This window comes from Cohnella sp. (genome assembly GCF_041641335.1).
Classification (GTDB): domain Bacteria; phylum Bacillota; class Bacilli; order Paenibacillales; family Paenibacillaceae; genus Cohnella.
Genome location: NZ_JBEPYQ010000019.1, coordinates 1 through 20,135, shown reverse-complemented (window position 1 = coordinate 20,135; position 20,135 = coordinate 1). Strand labels below are relative to the sequence as shown.

15 protein-coding genes are annotated in these 20,135 nt (G+C 54.0%); 6 read left to right on the top strand and 9 right to left on the bottom strand.

Going from position 1 to position 20,135, the window contains the following annotated elements; translation table 11 throughout:
* Positions 1-24: 24 nt before the first annotated feature.
* From ACESLM_RS08355 to ACESLM_RS08340, 4 genes are all read left to right on the top strand, one after another.
* Positions 25-1,374 (top strand): ABC transporter substrate-binding protein, encoded by a 1,350-nt coding sequence (locus tag ACESLM_RS08355; RefSeq protein ID WP_372631098.1) that lies wholly within the window; start codon positions 25-27, stop codon positions 1,372-1,374.
* Positions 1,375-1,500: 126 nt separating this feature from the next.
* Entirely contained in the window at positions 1,501-2,349 is an 849-nt protein-coding gene (locus tag ACESLM_RS08350; protein WP_372631097.1) for a carbohydrate ABC transporter permease, read from the top strand.
* Positions 2,350-2,361: 12 nt separating this feature from the next.
* Complete coding sequence (locus tag ACESLM_RS08345; protein WP_372631096.1) at positions 2,362-3,174, top strand: carbohydrate ABC transporter permease; 813 nt, start codon at positions 2,362-2,364, stop codon at positions 3,172-3,174.
* A 131-nt stretch (positions 3,175-3,305) separates the two neighbouring features.
* Positions 3,306-6,002: an RICIN domain-containing protein gene (locus ACESLM_RS08340; RefSeq protein WP_372631095.1), complete on the top strand. Its 2,697-nt coding sequence runs from the start codon at positions 3,306-3,308 to the stop codon at positions 6,000-6,002.
* A 134-nt stretch (positions 6,003-6,136) separates the two neighbouring features.
* Here the strand turns inward: ACESLM_RS08340 and ACESLM_RS08335 are convergent, their stop codons facing one another.
* The 7 genes from ACESLM_RS08335 to ACESLM_RS08305 all read right to left on the bottom strand — a co-directional run bounded on the left by ACESLM_RS08335 (position 6,137) and on the right by ACESLM_RS08305 (position 15,859).
* On the bottom strand, positions 6,137-7,774 hold the full coding sequence (locus tag ACESLM_RS08335; protein WP_372631094.1) for a response regulator transcription factor: 1,638 nt from the start codon (positions 7,772-7,774) through the stop codon (positions 6,137-6,139).
* On the bottom strand, positions 7,752-9,518 hold the full coding sequence (locus ACESLM_RS08330; RefSeq protein ID WP_372631093.1) for a sensor histidine kinase: 1,767 nt from the start codon (positions 9,516-9,518) through the stop codon (positions 7,752-7,754). The genes ACESLM_RS08335 and ACESLM_RS08330 overlap by 23 nt, the downstream gene beginning before the upstream one ends.
* Before the next feature lie 70 nt (positions 9,519-9,588).
* Positions 9,589-10,515: a carbohydrate ABC transporter permease gene (locus ACESLM_RS08325; protein WP_372631092.1), complete on the bottom strand. Its 927-nt coding sequence runs from the start codon at positions 10,513-10,515 to the stop codon at positions 9,589-9,591.
* Positions 10,516-10,525: 10 nt separating this feature from the next.
* Positions 10,526-11,428 carry an ABC transporter permease gene (locus ACESLM_RS08320; protein WP_372631091.1) on the bottom strand — a complete coding sequence of 301 codons (903 nt, stop codon included), beginning with the start codon at positions 11,426-11,428 and terminating at the stop codon, positions 10,526-10,528.
* 78 nt (positions 11,429-11,506) lie between these two features.
* Positions 11,507-13,246, bottom strand: coding sequence for an extracellular solute-binding protein (locus ACESLM_RS08315; RefSeq protein WP_372631090.1), 1,740 nt, complete (start codon positions 13,244-13,246; stop codon positions 11,507-11,509).
* Between the two features lie 736 nt (positions 13,247-13,982).
* Positions 13,983-14,804 (bottom strand): DUF4097 family beta strand repeat-containing protein, encoded by an 822-nt coding sequence (locus ACESLM_RS08310; RefSeq protein WP_372631089.1) that lies wholly within the window; start codon positions 14,802-14,804, stop codon positions 13,983-13,985.
* 170 nt (positions 14,805-14,974) lie between these two features.
* Positions 14,975-15,859 carry a GNAT family N-acetyltransferase gene (locus tag ACESLM_RS08305; RefSeq protein ID WP_372631088.1) on the bottom strand — a complete coding sequence of 295 codons (885 nt, stop codon included), beginning with the start codon at positions 15,857-15,859 and terminating at the stop codon, positions 14,975-14,977.
* A 201-nt stretch (positions 15,860-16,060) separates the two neighbouring features.
* Here ACESLM_RS08305 and ACESLM_RS08300 point away from each other — a divergent pair, with 201 nt between their 5' ends.
* Both ACESLM_RS08300 and ACESLM_RS08295 read left to right on the top strand, forming a co-directional pair.
* Positions 16,061-17,935, top strand: coding sequence for a sigma-70 family RNA polymerase sigma factor (locus ACESLM_RS08300; protein ID WP_372631087.1), 1,875 nt, complete (start codon positions 16,061-16,063; stop codon positions 17,933-17,935).
* Between the two features lie 92 nt (positions 17,936-18,027).
* Entirely contained in the window at positions 18,028-18,417 is a 390-nt protein-coding gene (locus ACESLM_RS08295) for a hypothetical protein (protein ID WP_372631086.1), read from the top strand.
* 49 nt (positions 18,418-18,466) lie between these two features.
* On the opposite strand, the gene ACESLM_RS08290 is transcribed toward ACESLM_RS08295, so the two are convergent.
* Both ACESLM_RS08290 and ACESLM_RS08285 read right to left on the bottom strand, forming a co-directional pair.
* On the bottom strand, positions 18,467-19,255 hold the full coding sequence (locus ACESLM_RS08290) for an endonuclease/exonuclease/phosphatase family protein (RefSeq protein WP_372631085.1): 789 nt from the start codon (positions 19,253-19,255) through the stop codon (positions 18,467-18,469).
* Positions 19,256-19,482: 227 nt separating this feature from the next.
* The coding region (locus ACESLM_RS08285) for an MFS transporter (protein WP_372631084.1) at positions 19,483-20,135 on the bottom strand (653 nt) is incomplete at its 5' end.

Sequence of the window (20,135 nt, the reverse complement as noted above, 5' to 3'; positions counted from 1 at the left end):
CAAATAGAATCAGGAGGTCATTTCATGGAAAAGGCATCAAAGGTATTCGGCATGACGATTCTGTCGGGGATGGTGCTTCTTGCATCGGCATGCGGCTCGAATAACGAAGCCCAATCTTCCGAAACGACGCCGTCTCAGGCGGCAACCCAAGAAAGCAAGCCGGCGAACAGCGAGAAGAAGGTGAAGCTGAGAGTCATCACGATCACGACGGACGAGAATCGCAACAAGATCATGGAGAATTATATCAAGCCCGGCATTGCCGAAGCGCTGCCCAACATCGAAGTCGAATTCGAGCCGGGCGGCGGCGGCGAGGATATGGCGAACAAATTGAAAACGTTTAACGCTTCGGACGATATGCCCGACGTCTTCTGGAACGATGCGGGCTACTTCACGCCATTAAAAAATACGGGCAGCATTATGGATCTGACTTCGGCGATCACCGAAGACGGATTTATCGACAACTATGCCGTTCCCGATGCGCTAAAGCATATCGACGGGAAGATTTATAGCTTGTCTTCCGGAGCGGACACGTATTTTACGCCGGTTATTTTCTACCACAAGGATCTGTTCGAACAGGCGGGCGCACAGGTGCCGAGAACGTTCGACGAACTGATCGAAGCGGCGAAGAAGCTCAAGAGCAGCGGCGTCGTGCCCGCGGTTACTCCAGGCAAGGACGGGTGGGGACCGAAGCTGTATCTGCTGCAGCAGATGATTCAAATCGGCGACCCGCAAGCGATGATGGACCTCATTGCCAATAAGACGGACTTCGACAACCCGTCGGTGAGAGCCGGCGTATCCCGCATTGAGCAATTGGCCAAGGAAGGCGTCTTCCCGGAAGGCATCGCCAATCTGGATTACGGTCCGTCCAATGAGATGTTCACCTCCAAGAAGGCGGCCATGTACTGGATGTTTACTTGGGAGCTCCCGAACCTGGCGAGCGACGACTCGGTCGATTTCTTCCCGTTCCCGAGCGCAAGCGACAAATACGATCCGAATCAGTTCGTTCAGTTCTGGGGTTCGCCGCTCAACGGATACGCGGTCAGCGCCAAAACGAAGCATCCGGAGGAAGCGATCAAGCTGGCCGAGTATCTGGCCATGGCAGACGCCCGATTCTTCGAATCGACCGGAGCGCCGATTGCCTTGAAGACGGGCAATGCGACGTCCGAGCCCGGTCCGCTGATGAAGAAATTCGTCGACTGGTACAATCCCATTCCGACCAAGATTGCCTCCCTCGCTTTGAACTCGCTGGATGCGCGGACGTCGGCGGAGCTTTCGACGCAAGGCGCCCGGTTGTTGACGGGGCAATACGCTGCGGATACGTTCGCAGAGGAAATGAACAAGATCTGGAAAGAAAATACTTGGTTTACTCAGTGACGTCCCTTGTTCTTCGCGCGGCCTGCGCAGAATCCCCCGGAGATTGCCGCCGGGGGATTCTAAACCACAACTCAAAACTTGGAGAGAACCATGAATAAGTACTACAGCACTAGGATGTCTATATTCGTGTTTGCCGCACCGGCATTGCTGTTGTTTACCGTGTTCTGCGTATATCCGTTACTGCCTCAGATTTGGATGAGCTTGCACGAGCATGACGGATTCCGGAATTTGGGATTTGTCGGTTTGGATAATTACAAGGACGCGTTTGCGAATTCTTCCTTCTGGACCGCCCACCGAAATACGTATTTAATTGTAGGAATTTCCGTCGTGCTGGGCCTGCCGTTATCGATGATCTTAGCGCTTATTATGGATACCCAGACGCCGAATCTGCGTCGCTTTTTCAAATCTGCGGCCATGTTCCCCGCGATCTTGTCGGTCACGGTCGTCGCTCAGATTTGGGTGGCATTCTACGAACCTAACTGGGGTCTGTTTAACGGCATATTGAAATCCGTCGGGCTCGAATCCTGGACCCGCTCTTGGCTGACCGATCAGAGGACGGTGATGCCCAGCCTCGGCCTGACGTTTCTGTGGCAATACATCGGCTTGAACGCGATGCTGTTCTATACGGGAATCAAGACCATTCCGAAGCAGTATTACGAAGCGGCCTTGATTGACGGAGCGAACTTTGCGCAAGTCAGCACCCGGATCACCATTCCGTTATTGCAATACGTGATCCATTACGTCGTGATTTTGTCCGTCTTGGGCTCGATGGCCTTTTATTCGCACGTGCGCGTCATGACGTCCGGAGGCCCGGGCGATCTATCGAGAACGGTTGTCTACCAGATGTATTACACCGCATTCGAAACGTCGCAATTCGGCAAAGGAACCGCTATCGCCGTCCTATTCGTTCTGGAGTGCCTCTTGATCTCCATCTTCATTCAAAGATTCGTCGCAAGAGAAAAGCTGGAGTATTAGGAGGAATTCGACTTGAAAGCGACCATGAGCGTTTTTTGGCTGGCGGTAGTCTGCACGTTTTTGTTTCCTTTGTACTGGATGCTCTCGATGTCGTTCAAGAACAAAGGAGAAGCCTACGATAATCCGTTCGGCATTCCCCAATCCTGGGACGTGTTGAATTTCAGCGAAGCATTGTCGAAGTATCATTTCTTTGTTTACTTCAAAAACAGTCTCATCTATACCTCTGGAACGATCGTATTAACGCTGATGGCAGGCAGTATGCTGGCGTACTGCCTCAGCCGCATGAGCTGGAAGCTCAACGGGACGGCCCTGATCTATATTTCTCTCGGGTTGATCGTACCCATCGAGGTTGTCGTGATTCCCCTGTTCCAATTAATTAAAGGGCTGCATCTCAAGGAGAGCTATCTGGGGCTCATCTTGCCGTACACCGGATTTTCCCTCGCCTCCTGCGTGCTGATGCTGTACGCTTTTCTGCGCACGCTGCCCAAGGAATTGGAGGAAGCGTCCTGCATAGACGGGACGAACGTGTACCAGATGTTCTTCCGAATCATTTTCCCGATCGTCCTGCCTGCGCTGGTGACGCAAAGCGTGTTGGTATTCATGCGAATCTGGAACGAGTTTCCGCTCGCCTTCATTATCGCTTCCAAGGATCAGTTTCGACCGCTTACGGTCGGCTTGCTCGGGTTTTTCGTCAATGTCGGAGTGTCCGATTGGGGATTGATTGCGGCCTCGATGCTGCTGTCAAGCTTGCCGACGATTATCGTCTATCTGATCGGGAACGAGAAGATCGAGCAGGCGCTGACGGCGGGAGCGATCTTGAAATAACGCCGGGAGCGCCGACGGCGGGCGCGATGCTGAAGGAACGCCGGGACCGTTAATGTGTCTCTGGGAAGGGGGTGAGAAGAGATCGGCTTGCATTCTGTTTCGGAAAATCCATTTACTAAGGAGGAAACAGTATGTTGTTAAGTACGATGTTAAGAGAAAGGCGCTTGTCCTTGCCGATTCTGCTCTTCCTCTCTGCTCTGCTTCTGGCAAGCGTTGCGGTTCCGATTCCGGCTTCGGCGGCCGCTCAAGCCGAATACTACGTCTCGCCCAACGGCAACGATGCCAACCCGGGCACGCTCTCCGCTCCTTTTAGAACCTTGCAGCGTGCCAGAGATGTCGTTCGAACGGTCAACGGCAGCATGACGGGCGACATCGTGGTACATCTTCGCGGCGGCAACTATCCGGTGACGAGCGCGATCGAATTCACGCCCGCCGACTCCGGCACGAACGGCTATCGTATTCTCTATCAGGCCTATCCGAACGAGCATCCGGTTCTCAACGGCGGGGTCGAAGTCACCGGATGGACGCCGCACAGCGGAAGCATCTGGAAGGCGCCCCTCAACCGCGGCAACAAGCTGCGCGCGCTATACGTGAATGACAAGCGAGCGGTCATGGCCGCCAAATCCGTCAATTCGGCAGGCTGCTACGGCTCCTACAGCGTGACGGCCGGCCAAGCGCCCTGGGCATGGGAATCGGGGTCGAATTGCGACGGAGCCCGCTACAATCTCAATGATTTTCCGGCGATCGCCTTGAATCAGGGAGATATCGAGATCGAAACGAGGACGACATGGACGACCTCGATTGTCGGAGTTCGCCAGGTGACGGTCAACGGCTCCAATCGCGTAGCCTTGTTCCAGCAGCCCGGCGCGGCAATTGCCCAAGGCGCCTTCAACGGGAATTTCCAGATCAACGGAAATCATAAACTTATGAATGCCTACGAATTCCTGGACGCGCCGGGCGAGTTTTATTTCGATAAAACGAACCAAACGGTGTACTACTACAAAAGCCCTTCCGAAGACATGACGACCGCAACGGTGTTTGCCCCCAACAACGTAGAGACCCTCCTTCAAATCAAGGGGAATTCGACGAGCAATCGTGTTCGTAATCTGACCTTCTCCGGCCTCACTCTATTTCATTCAGACTGGAATTTGACCCAGATCGACGGTTCCTCCTACAAGCAAGCGCAGCAAGGGAATTTGACGAACGGCGCGTATGCGAGACAAAACTTTCATGCGTATCACTATCGAAACGTCGACCTGATGCCGGGCATCGTTCAAATGGCGAACGCGGATGGCATTTTGCTGCAGGGAAATACGGTCAAGCATACCGGGGCCGACGGCATCAGCATGATCAACGATGTGAAGAATTCCCAGTTAATCGGCAATAAGATCGAAGATTCGGCCGGGTCGGCGATTAACGTGGGGCACCCCCAGCACGTGTACATCGGAGATTATACGTCTACGAATCGGGAGAAATTCACGGTTGCTTCTGAAAGCGTTTGCGAGAACATCGACATCAAAAACAATTCTATTTACGATTCCGCGGTTTTGTTCAACGGCAGCGCCGCCGTCGCGGGTTACTTTACCGACACGTTGCGTTTCCAACAGAACGTGATCGAAAAAACGCCATGGGCGGGCATCTCTCTCGGCTGGGGCTGGTGGAATTTCAATGGATCGTCCGGTTCGGTTCGACCCGGGGTTCCGACTACGACGGCTCGCAACAACACGATCAGCTACAACCATTTCATCGATACGGTGCAGGTGTTGGACGACTCCGGTCCGATCTACACGCTCGGCAGTCAGCCGACCACCACGATCAGCCACAACTACATTCGGGGCGTGCCGGCCGGCCACAAATACGGTCTGCATCCGGACGAGGGCTCCGCCTATATTTCCATGCAGAATAATGTCTTGAACGTGAATCCGGGGCTGACCTGGACGCTTAACTCCGACGATTGGGGCAGCAAGCATCACCTGACCTTCACGCAAAACTATGCGACGGTCAATAAAATTTCGAACTTTAATCTGCCCGACAGCGTCATCCAGTCCGTGAGCGCTCATTCCGATAACGTATGGCCAATCGCCGCCTATAACATCGCCTTGAATTCCGGACTGGAAGAGCCGTACAGGAGCTTGGCGACGCCGTCGCGCGCAGCTCTGCAGGATTACATTCTTCCCGCCAGCGTCTTCGTAAACAGCTCGACAACGCTGGGCATTCGATCCGCGGCCGACGCCGGCAAATCCGTCTGGCTTGCGCCGTCAGGAACGACGAATTTCGCGGAAGGACCGACCATGACGAGGGCCGGCGGGACGGCGACCGCCATAGCCGTTCCGCAGACGGCCGGCAATTACAAGCTATACGTGTTGGACGCTCAAGGCAACCGCTCCATGGAATCCGCCTCGCTGGTAAGAGTGGGTTCGGCTTCTTCCGGGTTTGTCCGACTGCGCAACGTCGCTACCGGACTTTACATCGACGGCATGGCCTCGACCCATAACGGCGCCGACGCCGCCCAGTGGGCCGACAGCAACTCCAACAATCAGCAATGGACGATCGAAACCGCGGGAAGCTACGTCATGATAAAGAACCGGCAAACGGGCTTGTATTTGGACGGCATGGGCCGAACCGGAAACGGAGATAACGCCGGACAATGGGGATACAGCGGCAGCAACAATCAACAATGGTCGATGGAAACGTCCGGAAGCAACGTCCGATTCAAAAATCGACAGACCGGCTTGTACCTGGACGGTATGGGCCGAACCGGCAACGGCTCTATATTAGGACAATGGGGCGATAGCGGCAGCAACAACCAGCAGTGGCAGATCCAGTGATCTGAACAGGATGTTCGGATCGCAGCGATAAATTCCGTTACCGTAGCGAAGGGGATGTCTCCTAGTCATACAAGACAAGCAAGGCATCCCCTGGTATTTATAGTTCACAATTGGGTCGGTTGGCTTTCGCCCCTTCAGGCATGCCCCCTTGCCCCTTCACGATATTCCTGCGGAGTCGTTCCCGTCGATTTCTTGAAGAAACGGGTAAAGGAGTGAGGCGACTCATATCCGACTTTAGCGCCGATCTCGTTGATTCTCATCCCCTCTTGCGCAAGCATTTCCTTGGCTTTGCGCAATCGCGCCCTATCGATAAACTCCGACAGATTCATGCCGTTCTCCTGCTTGAAGACGCGGGACAGGTACGAAGGATTGAAGTGAAACCGCCGGGCCAGCCGAACGAGCGACAGATCCTCCTCCAAATGCCCTTCGACGTATTGTCCGATTTCCTCCATCGCACCCGCGGCTCTGCTCCCCTCGCCTCTTCTCCTGCGCTCGAACAGAGCTTCGGCAACGCTTTCAAGATAAGCCGCCCCCTCCTCCCAGGTGGCATGGGAGTCGAACTGCATCAGCCCGTTCGCCGGCACCCACTCCTGCAGCTGCCGACGATTAATATAGGACAGCATAACCAGCGCTGCAGAGTAATACAGCTCCATCGCTTGTTGCTTGTCGGCCTCCGGATTCCCCCGCACGGGACGAAGGATTTCTCTCAGCAGAGCAATAAAATCTTCGCCTCGGCCGCTCTCCAAATGGCCGGCAAGTCTCTCGAACCTCTCGCCGCGAATCGGCTCCCGCGAAGACTCCGTTCCCTCCCGGCATGATTCCTGAACGGTCATGACCATACTTGCGCCGTCTCCGATTCGCCCATGCTGCATTTGCCGGATTCGATCATACGCCGCCGGGAGCCGATCCCACGAGCAAGCCCGATCGGTCAAGGTAAAAGCGATCTCCGCTCCAAGCGACTTCGAGCACGCTTCCTGCGCCAGCTCCAGCATCCCCTCCAAAAATCGCACCAGCTCCGTGCTGGAAGCCGCCCGCTCTGCCCCCTCGTCCTTCGGCTGAACGAGCCACAGCAAGTCTCCGTAGCGATCGACGATTCCCGCGCATTGCGTCAGATCCGACAAGTACCGGTCCACCAGAAATTTGGCGTCCAGCGCCTTTTCCTGGCGCATCGTGAACGAAGCGGCGGAGGCGGACCGCAGGAAACTTCCCTGCACCAGAAACACCGGCGCGTCGCCTGAAAGCGGAATCGACAGACTGCGGAAATTGGTCTTTCGTTCCTCCAAGCTTGAGCTTTCCGCTCCGGCCAGCAATTGCCGGAAGTACTCGCCTTGGGCCAGCGTCTCCAAACGGCTCCGCTGCTTCGCCGCCTGCTGCAAAAGAAGCTCCTTGTCTCTCGCGTCCTCCAGCTCGCGAATGACGTCCAAAATTTCTGCGGTCAACTTGGCATATCCTTCGGTCTTGAGCAGGAAACGGACGCTCTGCATGCGTATCGCCTTATAAACGGACTCAAAATCGTCGTAGCCGGTCAAGAAGACGATACGGCAGCGAGGCCATTTTCGATGGATGATCTCCATCAACTCCAACCCGCTCAGCTCGGGCATGCGGATGTCCGACAGCACAATATCGACGCGCGTGCTGTTCAGCCAGTCCAGCGCCTCCATTCCCGAATAGGCCGTGCAAATATCCAGTCCCGGTATATTCAGCGACCCGAGGATTTCGGTCACGCCGTCCGCGATGATCGCTTCGTCGTCAACCACTAGCAGCCTGTACATTCGGCTTCGCCTCCTCCAGCGGAATACGGATCGTCGCCTCCAACCCGCCGAGCGCGCCCCGGGCGATGCTCAGCCCGCTGCCGCCGCCGTAAGCGAAAGCGATGCGACGGTGCACATTGACGATCCCTGTCGTTTCGGATTCGGAATTCTCGTACTCAAGCTTTCGGACAATCCGTTCGAACTCTTCATCGCTCAAGCTGCCGTTATCCTCAATAACGATGCAGGCCCAGCGGTCGCGAAGCTCGAAACGCACGTCGATTCGCCCGTCCCTCGCTTTTTTCTCCAGACTGTGCTCGAAAGCGTTTTCGATCAACGGCTGCACGATGAGGCGCGGCACGCGCAGGCGCCCGAATTCCTCAGGCAGATCGTCGAAGCTCGCCCGTACCCGCTTGTAGAAGCGCATTTCCTGAATTTCCATATACATCCGGGCATGTCGAATCTCCAGCTTGAGCTCGATTTCGTCGGAAGCGTTCCGGGTGACGAAGCGAAAATATTCGCCCAGCTGCGTCGTGAACAGCTCGATTCGCTCGGTATCCCCCGTCTTGGCCATCGTATTCAAAATGAAAAAGCTGTTATAAAGAAAGTGAGGTTTAATCTGAGATTGAAGCTGCTTCAACTCCGCCTTCTGGGTCAGAATCTTCTGCTTGTACGCCTGGTCGATCAGCGATCGCAAATTGACGACCATCTGGTTGAAGCGGTTATAAATATATCTGAACTCGTCGTTCGTCTCGTGCGCGATGGTCAAATCCATATCGCCGCTTTCGAGCCGCCGGAACCCTCTGACCAGCTTGAGCAGCGGTTTGTGAATAAATTTGTAGGTGGATAACGCGTAAATAAAAATAATGCCGATTGCGCCAACGGCAATCAACCAGGCCAACCAATAAAATTTGTCCAGAGGCTTGCGGACGATGCGATCGTTGATCAACCGGTAGATGGACATTTCCAGCCGCTCGGAATGGGCGACCGAGACGAAGTAGTTCTGTCCGCCCAGAGTAAACGTTTCCGACCCTTCGTTCGGAAACTGCTCCAGAAGGCGGATAATTTCGGCCGCGCCTTCCCGAATCGAATTCGCTCCGCTGCTTACTCCGTAGCCGTTGCTCCCGAAAGCCAGCAAGGTGCCGCTGTCCGGATAAGTGTTGAATTGTCCCAGCGCCTCCTGCAGACGCTGGCGGTCCAGTTCGATTTCAACGATGAAGAGGGGCTCTCTCCCCCTGCTCCCTCTGGCATTGACCGCGCTGAGGTAAAGCTCGCCGTTCCAATCGATCAGGCGGGTTCCGACCTTCCGACGGACCGACTCCGTGCCGAAGGCCATGAACTTGTCCTCGTCGATCTCGCCGGGACCGACCAGCGCGGACAGCGTTTTGCCGATCGTTCCGATGTGGACGTTGACGTCCCGAATATAGCGGCTGCTGTTCTGGATCGCAAGGATTCGGTTGATGACCGAATTGATTTTGTCCATCCGGTCGATGGTTCCCATCGTCTCCCACGTGATGGCCAGCTTGTTCAGATCCGTATCCTCCAGCAGTCCGTATTGCAGCAGCTTCATGCGTTCGATTTCATTTTCGAGATCGTTCAGATAAAACGCGATTTGCGATTCGGCCGTCCGGGAGATGTCCTCGCTCGTCGTCCGAATCGCCCATTGATAAATGTAAATTCCGAGAAGCGCAACCGGTACCATGATCAGCATAAAGGTCGCGACGAGTCGAATAAAGATCGTATTGCGAAAAGAGAATTCTCGGCGCACGGTGTTCTCCCCCCGCTCCAGTGTCGCGCGGCCGGTTCCGTCCGCCGACTGAACCGAGACGCGGACGGCGCTAGCCTTTTACGCTTCCAAGCACGATGCCTTTGACGAAAAATCTTTGAAGAAACGGATAAACGGCGATGATCGGCAAAGAGCCCAGGAAGATTTGAGAAGCCTTGAGCGTCCGATCGGAAATTCGGGCCAGGTTCTTTAACTCCTCCATCGACATCGATCCGAGATTCATCTGAACGACGATGGTCTGAATGTAGCTTTGCAGCGGATAGTGGGACGGATCCCCCATCAGGATCAACCCGTCGAACCAGCTGTTCCAGTGCTCGACCATGGAGAACAAAGCCAAAGTGGCGATAGCGGGCTTAGAGATCGGCACATAGATGCGCCACAGCGTTGTCCACTGGCTCGCGCCGTCGATGACGGCGGACTCCTCCATCTCCTTGGGCACGGCCCGGAAGAAATTCAGCAGCAGCACGATGCTGAAGGCGGGCACTGCCCCGGGCAGCACCAGCGCCCAGATGGAATCCAGGAGGCCGAGCTGCTTAATCGTAATATACCACGGAATCAGGCCCCCGTTAAACAGCATCGTCAAAAAGAAGATCCAGGCGTACACTAGTCGAAATCGGAACTGCTCCGTCGTCTTCGACAAGGGGTAGGCGACGAGAATCGTCAGCAGCAGGTTCAGCGGCGTGCCCATGGCAATTCTTTGAATCGAGGTCAGCATGGATACCCAGAACGCGCTGCGCGAAGCGGTAAACTCATAGGAGGCCAGCGTGAAGTCTACCGGCCACAGCTTGACGTATCCGGCCGCCGCGGCTGCGCTCGAACTGAACGACAAAGCGATAATATGAATCAACGGCAGGATGCAGATCAGTGCGACCGCGATCAAAAAAGCCGAGTTGGCCAACGCAAACCAATCGAACCTTTTGCCGACGCGTCGGAACGAGGGCGGAGAGGGATCCGCCGGTTGGAAAGAACGACTGGTCATCGGAACCCTCCTAGAATATTCTGTATTTGGCGAAACGGTAAGCGATATAGTACGCGCTTGAGATCAACACAAGCGACACGATCGATTTGAAGAAACCTACTGCCGTGGCGACCCCGTACTGAGCCTCCAGCAGACCGATCCGGTACACGAACGTATCCAGGATGTCTCCGCTCTGATACACTTGCGGGCTGTACAGATTAAATACCTGATCGAAGCCGGCGTTGAGCAATTGTCCCAGACTGAGCACGGCCAGCAGCACGATGACCATTCTCATGCCCGGCAGCGTAATGTGCCAGGCTTTGCGCCAACGGTTCGCGCCGTCGATCGTCGCCGCTTCGTACAAGCCCGGATCGATGCCCGTAATGGCGGCCATATAGACGATGGTTCCGTACCCGAAGTTCTTCCAAATATCCGAAGCGATCAGCGTAGTCGGAAACCATTTGTTGTCACCCAGAAAAAAAATCGGCTCCATGCCGAAGGACTTGAGCATCGCGTTCACAAGTCCTCCCGAGGGGGAGAGCAAGTCGATCAGAATGCCTCCAAGCACGACCCAGGACAAAAAGTAAGGCAAATAAATGCTCGTCTGGACGCTCCGCTTGATCGCCTCGTTCTTCAACTCGTTGAGCAGAATCGCAAAGATAACCGGAATGGCCAGTCCAAGCACCAGCTTAAAGCTGGAAATGTATAGCGTATTCCAGATCACCTGAACAAAATTCGGCAAGTCCATCACGTACCTGAAGTTGTCCAGTCCGATCCATTTCTGGTCGCCGAACAGCCCTCTGGCCGGAATGAACTTCTGAAAGGCGATGATAATACCCGCCATCGGGATATAGGAAAAGGTCAAAATAAACAGCATTCCCGGCAAAATCATCAAGTGAAAGGGCGCTTCCTTCCGGATCTGTCTCTTTCTCATCAGGTCTCTCCTCCCGCGCCGGCAAGAATAGCAGGGGGGGAACGCCTCGACTCGATCAAGCCGCTCCCCTGCCAGGTCTTACTTCAGCGTTGCATACCACTCGTTGACTTCCTGCGTAATCTGGTCTCCGCCCAGCTTCTTCCAATCGGCGACGAACTTGTCGAACTCCTCGATCGGCTGGCCCAAAATGATCTTGATAAACGTCTCGTTTTGCATTTTCTCCAGCGTCGTTTTGCGCTCTACCATCGTCGGTGTCGGCGTGCCCACGAATTTATCCATCAGGAACTGATTGTTCTGATCGTACTGGTTCGCGATGCCCATCGAGCCTTCCGGACCGTAGATTCGTTCCCAGCCCCAGAGTGCAAAGCCCTCGGCCGAGCCCGAGGCGAACATTTCGAGCTTCTCCTGAATCGTTTTTGCCTCTCCCTGGAGTCCCGACATATCTCCCGCCTTGCGAGCGGCATCGATATCCCGGAACGCGTCCAGATTTTTCTTGAGCGGGTACGGCGTTACCGGAGACAGCTGCCATACGCTCTCCGCGTTCGGCGGCGCGTAATACTTATCGAACTCGCCCGTTTCTCCCCAGTTTTTCTCCAGATGCAGGTTAAAGAGCTTAATGACGGCCTCGGGATGCGGGATGCCTTTCTTGACCGCGACGAATTTCGTCGTACTGAATTTCAGCGGCACTTTAGGCGTGTCGCCCGTTTCCGATACGATCGGGAACGCTTGCCACTGGGCGTCCTTATCGTTGTTCTTGTTAAGCTGGAGCGGCCAGATCGAGTTCCATTGCTCGCCGTATTCCATGCCGATCTTGCCTGCGGCAATTTGCTCGGACACCTTGCCTCCGTCCTTGATGCCGAATTCCTTGTCGATCTCGCCGTTTTTTTGCATTTCCTGAAGCGCTTGCAGCGCTTTACGCGTCTCCGGCTGGATGCTTCCGAATACCAGCTTGCCGGACTCGTCCTCGAGCCAAAGGTTCGGATAGGCATTGAACCCGGCCATAAAGCCCTCCAGTCCCATCGCCCCTCCGAAAACATCCTTGGTCAGACCCAGGCCGTACGTATCCCTCTGACCGTTGTCGTCCGGATCATTCTCCGCGAACGCTTTGGATATCGCCCGAACATCCGCCATCGTCTTCGGCGGCTGCAGCTTCAGCTTGTTCAGCCAGTCCGTGCGGATCCAGATGTACATCGAGCGCTCGATGGACGACTCTACCTGAGGAATCGCCATCAGCTTACCGTCGAACGTAGCGGCGTCGAGCGGACCCGAACCTTCCTGAGTGAATACTTCTTTCATAAACGGGGAAGCGTACTGCTCGTACAGCGCCGTCATATCCTCGATTTGATCCGACTCGGCCAGTTGCTTGAGCTGCACTGCATTGACGGTAATAAAGTCGGGCAGCTCTCCGGAGGCGAGCGTCACGTTCAGCTTCTGGACATACTGGTCCGAGGTGTCTCCGCCTTTGATGACCCAGTCGTTTTTCAGCTTGATGCCCAGTAAGTCCTCGTAGACTCTCGTCCAGCGGTTGTCCTCGAACGTCTCGTCCTTCAGCACCGACAGGACGTTGTTCTCCACGACGTCGTTCAAATTCCGCACGGTGGTCAATTGAATCGGCGGATCGTACTTCCCGAACGGATCGGCTGCGGCTGCGGATCCCGCCTGTTCGGACGGAGAAGCGCCGGCCGAAGACGACGCGGGCGGCTGACTCGCTTTAGGATCCTCCTTCTTATTGCCGCTGCAAGCGGTTACAGCTAGCACCGCACCCAATAAAATCGCCAATCCTTTAGCAGTGAGTCTTGCGCCCTTTTTGTCGTTCAACTTATTTCCCCCTATTCATAGGTTCAGACAGCCGGCGTCTGTTGGTTACGCTTTCAATTATAGAGAAAGCGCTTGCCGCAGAACAATGTGCATGTTTTTACATTTTTACCCTTCGTTGACGTCTTATCGCCCGATTCGGCTGCCCAGCTCGATCCGCCAGTGCGCTGCCCAGCTCGATCCGCCAGGGCGCTGTCCAGCTCGATCCGCAGAGCGCTGCCTTGCTCGATCCGTTCGGGTATGGTACACGCCTTGTAGATTTAAGCGGAAAATCCGCTTTAAATTCGCTGCTGCACCTTTGTCGAGCGAATTAAAGCAGATTTCCCGCTCTATTTCCACGTTTATCCTGTTTTGGAGAAATCAAAGCGGATTTCCCGCTCTATTTCTGGTCATCTTCCCCCTTCGACAAAATTAGCGCGGATTTTCCGCCCAAAACTATTCAGTCCCCCTAGTCCCTCTCAACGATGGGAGCGAACCATCGGCCTTCCTCTCTGCAACCTCGCACGCTCCGCAGTTTCCGCCTAAGCATAAACGGCTTACGCCGTCCTTGTGATCGGCGGGATAACGTTTATGTCGGAGACCATTCAGATAAGGATAGAGGATTTTTACTTTCTGGCGTGCACGAAAGCGGCACTCGAACGTCGCGCGTTCGAATGCCGCCTCTGCCATTCCTATCCGTGTTAGTGTCTGGACCCGTGGATTCCGTATACTGGCTTTGCCCGCCTCGCGGAGCTTCAGCTTACGGTTTGACGTCGACGACGATCTCGCCCACGGCCGCATAAGCGTCGATAAGATAACCGTTCGATCCGAGCTTGCCGACTATCTTGTTCATCGATTGCTTGCTGTACTCGACTTGCTCCAAGTTCAGCTTCACTTGCCCGTCTTCGCTGTCCAGATGAAAGCTGGCGTCCTTCGGCGATTCGTCCAAATGTATCGCGATCCTTCCGGCGTCCGTTCTCGCTTTCACATCGTCGTTCAAGCCGATGCCCTCCACGACGATCTCGCCCGCGTTCGCTTCCAGGTTCAATTGCCCGGTCACGCCGTTCATCCGGATTTTTCCTGCATCGATGCGAATGTCCGCCTGCCCGGTCTTCACGCCGGACGCTTCGACGGCCCCGAAGGCGTTGCGGATCGTCACGCTGCTATACGTTTTGTCCGGGAGTGCGATCCGAAGCTTTCTTTCGCCTCTCTGATCTTTAAGGATGCCCGATTTCGACTTCTCCTTCACCTGAACTTTAAGTACTCCCGATTCGACGTTGGCCTCGAAAGAGAGCCGGCTTTCAAGAGCACCGTCCGCTAGCAGCTCAACTTCGGCGGAGTCGCCCGAACCAGGCGTTACCTGAATTTCCATCGCCTCCGTCTGCACTTCCATCTTGTCGAATTCGCTTGCGGCGAAGGAGCGTTTTTCCAAGGATGCGAGCTTGCCCGAACCGGAGCCTTCGCCGACAACGGACTCCCGCACTTCTTCCGTCAAGGAATTCGCCAAGTCACCGCAAGCCGTCAATGCTGTCGCCAATACGATGATCGCGAATAGCTTCGCGCTGTTTCTACCTTTTTTCATCTTGTTCCTCCCGTTATTTCCCACACTCGTCTTTCTTCATTATAACGGGCCTGTCTTCGTACTCCGACAGTCTTACGGCCGGAAAGCCGCTGGACTTGAGTCGGGTAGCGCGAAAAAGCCTCCGCAGTAGATTGACATCCGCGGCATCTTCGGATCCGTTAACTTAGCAGCTAAGCATGAGCCAACTTAGGCACACAAAACACGGGTAGCTTTCCCAAATCAGAAAGCGGTCTCATAAACAAGACATCTTCATGCTTACCAAAGGGTTCTACATAGGCTTTGTTGATGAGTTGATCTGGCGTGAAATGAAACCGAACATTCCTTGTTTGTTTCATCGTAATCCGCGAAACCAACGCTTCCATGTCCACCTGTTTGTCGCTAATAACATCATACAAATGAAGCAAATCGCCTTCATGCTCAAAAACGATAATGGCATCGTCAGTTCGTGAAAAATATAGGCATTCGTTGAATACGTTCAAAGCATAAAATTGAAATAAACCCTCGTTGTTTGTGACGCCGAAATGTTCTGAAATGGGTCTACGGGAAATAAGCATTTGTTTAATTAAATCCCAATGCTCTTCCTTCGAAACATCCAGTTTATCCAGTACAAATGGTTCATCTTTGGGCTGAACAGATAGGTTTAAATAAAATTGATGTTCAGGCAAGGCAGTAAATCCAAATTTGGGATAAAAATCGAGCACTGTGCGGTTCGCAAATAAGAAAAACAAATCGCATGTGTCTTCGTAGATTTCCAATACATATTCCATCAGTTGTTTGGACAACCCCTTACCTCTATGCTCGGGATGAGTCATAACCGTTCCAATTTGCAGTGCGCTTTTACTTTCACCATGAATAACCAAGTCCATTTTACTTACTGAAACATTAGCGATGATTTGGTCAGCGGCAACAATTGAATGACAAATATAGCGATCGTCCCAGGCTCCCTTTTGGTACCATCCTTCGAAGTCAATTCCAAATACTAGTTTAGATAGTTCATTGAAACTTGCTCTGTACTCGTCTCGGTTTTTGAAATCATAGCTATGTATCATCATCATAAGTGTCGTCCTTTCTAAGGTAATGATGCCGGACAGCTTAAAAAGCATATCAAATATCAAGAAATTGTTGGAACATATATCCTATTCGCGACGTATAGCCAAGACCCTTTTTTTCGATTTCAACAAATGTTAATTACAAAAACCGTTTGAGGGTCTGTAGAGTCTAATCTTATAGAAGCAAAGTGGCGGGAGAGGAAACGCGTGGATAATGAATTGCTAGTTCTTGCGGCCAAACGCGGCGACGATGAAGCCTTCTACAGCCTCATTTTGCAGCACAAGGAAAAAATGTACCGGATTGCCTATACGTATTTGAGAAATGAGTCAGATGCTCTTGAAGCTGTACAGGAAACGACCTGCCGGGCATACATGCAGATCCGAAAATTAAAGGAGCCAAGTTATTTGGGCAGTTGGCTGATCCGTATTCTGATGAACTATTGCGCGGACGAGGTCAAGAGGAGGGCGCGAAGGAACGGAGGGCAGGCGATTGCCGTTCGCGGAGAGCCGCACGTGGCGAGCTGCGAATCAGCGTCGCTAGAGAAAGTACAGCTCGAATTGGCGGTCGAACAGTTGGAAACCCATTATCAAAAAGTCATTCAGTTGAAATATTATCACGATCTGACTATCTCCGAGATTGCGAGAACGTTGGAAAAGCCGGAAGGTACAATCAAAACATGGCTGATAAAGCTCTCGGCGGATTACGGCAGCGGCTGGAGAAGGATGGTGAATCTCATGGATGAGATCCGCGAAAATAACGAGCGGGAGTGGCCGCAATTGGAAGCGATGAAGGAACAAATCGATCAACTTGTAATTCCCTCGAGTATCCATGATGCGATTCGGAACGGCATGCGGTTTGGCCGACAACGTAGAAAGCGCCGGATGATAAGGAGAATAGCTTACTATAATGCATGTTTGTTACTTCTGGTAATGGTAGCTTCAATCCGGTTCTCCCCTGCTGTGGCCGCATATGTCAGTGATATCCCCGGTCTCAGGTCACTCGTCGAACTTATCAACTATGACAAAGGTCTGCAGTTCGCGCTGCAAAACGACTTCATACAGCCGGTCGGCCTGTCCGACGAGCATGACGGAATTAAGCTGACCGTAGACGGCGTTCTCGCTGACGAATCAAGAGTTATTGTGTTCTACACGTTGAGCAATATGGACGGACGGAAGCGTGTCATTAATCTTCAAAAAGTGAAGCTGGTCGATAACCGGGATATCTCTATCTCTCACCAATCCACGGGTTTTAATGAAGATTGGGTAAGCAAGCAAGGTACGATAGACTTTTATCTTCACGAAGGGGCTGGCATTCCGGACACCTTGGATCTGGAGATTAAGGTTGGTAAGGATAACGAAATAATTGCAAGTGATCCGGTATGGAAGTTTGTAATTCCTGTAGATAAAGTCAAGTTTGAAGGGCTGAAAGAGACCTATGATATCCATCAGACGGTTACCGTTGAAGATCAGCGTATAACGTTCGGGACAATGACCGTATATCCTACCCGGATTGGGCTTGAAGTGGCTTACGATCCGACCAACTCGAAGAAATTGTTTTACTTCGACGATATTCGGATCGAAGACGCGCAAGGTGAACCGTTCGGCACAATCATGAATGGCATAACGGCTTCGATCATGGATGAGAATCGGCAAGTGCTCTACTTCCAGAGCAACTTTTTCCTCAAACCAGACCGACTTTATTTGCGGGCTAACCGTATTCGGGCGGTAGACAAAAACAAGCTCGAGGTGCAGGTAGATCTTAATGGTAAGGAACTTCTTTCCCGCCCGGATGACCGGCTCACACTCCATGATGTCGGCACCAGCATGGAGAATGACGGCCAGCACGTTCTTGTCTTTGGCCTGAAGAACGACGAGCCGCTTGATAAGAACCATCTGTTCAATTTATTCGACAGCAAGTATACGGATGCGTCCGGACAAACGTTCGAATCTAACCGAAAGGGATCTTCTTTCGATAGTTTTCAGTATTATATTGAGGAAACGAACTATCTCAACCCGTTAACGTTAACCATTTCCGACTACCCGTCTCGAATCCATGGCGACATTAACATTAGAATTAAATAATTGGGGAGAAGACGTTGTAACCTCCCGTTCACGCTCCGTTCATAAAGCGCGACTATTCTAATAGGAAAAGTCCAACTTAAGGAGAAAAATCCATGACCCCATACAGCAAATGGTTGATCCGAACGGCGGCACTGTACTCGTTGGCCGGCGCGTTAATCGGAGCGGATATGGCCGGCAGGAAAGATTATTCGATGATTCCGGTCCACGCGCACATTCTCGTCGTCGGTTGGCTGACCCTGTTCGCTTACGGAATCTTCTATTCCGTCTTCAAAGAAGTCAGCATGGTCAGAACGGCCAAACTGCAAGCCTGGACCACCCTGCTCGGCGGAGGACTCATGCCGTTCGGCATGCTTGCCTATTACAAAGCGGAAAACACGGCGACGCTGCTCGCTTTTATCGTACCGGCATCCGTTCTGCTCGTCGCCATCGCGCTGTTTATCGTCGTTTTGTTTTTCGACAAGCAACTGTTCGCACGGAAATAGGCCGGACTCCCCTTGTCAAGTCGACCGTTCTCAATAGGGAATCTCCGGCTCAGCCGGTAACGCTTGTCCGCCTTACCGTCGCGCACACCGGATAATGGTCCGATGGATAGCGCCCGTCGTACTGTCCGCGGTCGACCTCGACGCCAGCGATCTCCAGGTCCGGCGACGCGAAGACGTAATCGATCGGCTCTCCCGACTCCCCGCCCAGAAACTCGTGGAACGTCCGGCCGACGCCTTGACTGCCTTCGGCTAGAACGGAATAGGCATTGACGTAGCCCGCACGCTCCAAGCCGGAGACGACGGCATGATTCGGCCCGACGTTGAAATCCCCCGTTAAGACGATGGGAAGGCCGGTTTGCTCCCGGAACCGCTCGATCCGCTGCCGGATCAGCCCCATCCCCTTCGTCTGGGCTTCGTCGCTGATATGGTCCAGGTGAGTGTTGAACGCGGTGAATACCGCTCCGTCGGCCGACTTGAACCTCGCCCATGTGCACATGCGCGGACAAGCCGTATTCCAGCTCATCGCGCCCAGCTTCTCCGGCGTCTCCGACAGGCCGAAGCCGCCGGCCTCCTCTGCGCTCCACTTCCCTTTCTTATACAGAATCGCGCTGTATTCGCCTTCCTCGCCGCCTTCCCGGCCTTCGCCGACCCACGCGTATTCCGGCAGCAACGGCTCCAGATCCTTGATCATGGCGAGCAGCCCTTCCTGAATGCCGACGATATCCGCATCGTGGCGCTTGATCGCCGCTGCGGCTGCGCGCACCCGCAGCGGCCAAGCGTTCTCCCCGTCCGACTCCACGTTTAACCGCAAATTAAAAGTCATGATTTTCGCAAGCATGATGGTCCCTCCATGTTCGTCGTTGCTTACACCATTGTACACCTTCAGGTAGGCCGGATCATCCCTTCCGTCAAGTTACATCCCCCTTTACCTTCGTCGCCAGAACGTAGGAGGATCTGGGATATTTCGAAAGACGACCTTCTCGGTTTCTCCCTTCCCAAGTGTATCAAGGATAAAGCGAATTATGGTCCGCCAGTCTCGGCATGGGAACGGGATATTTCGCCCGGTCACAGGACCGGACGAATCCACTTGGCATAGAATGCGAGCGCCAACGCCAGCGCGACGGCCGTCAGCAGAAACGGCAGACGATAGTCCTCTCCCGCCAGTATCCATCCCGCGGCATAAGTCGCTCCCGAGGAGCCGGCGCTGCGGAACACCGACCTCATCCCCGCGAACAAATTCCGCTCTCGATCCGAGAAGGCGGACATCAGTTGGCTGTCGAGCAGGTTGGACAGCATCGTCGTGCCTCCTCCGCGCAGCAGGAACAGCGGCACGAACAGCAGCTCGGGAAGCTGCGCATACAGCAACGCGAATAGAAGCAGATTGCTCGCGAATACGGCGACAATGGCGGTGTTCCTCCCGAACCGTTCGATCAGGTAGGGCGTCAGCAGCGAGCAGACGAACAGAATCAAGCCGTTAGCCGCCAGCAGTTGCGAGACGCTGCCGTCCGCCCAGTCGAGGCGGAACTTGACGATGACGTTCAGGAACGAGCCGGTAAGCGCCAAAGACCCGCTAATCAAAGCGAGGAAGACGGCGAACAGCCACAGCTTGCGGCGCAGCCCGATCTTTGCGGTCGCCGGGGTTTCCTCGGGTTCGCCGCTTAGAACGAGCGTTTCTTGCGGTGCTCCGCCCGGAGGCGCTACAGGCTTGTCCTCCGCTA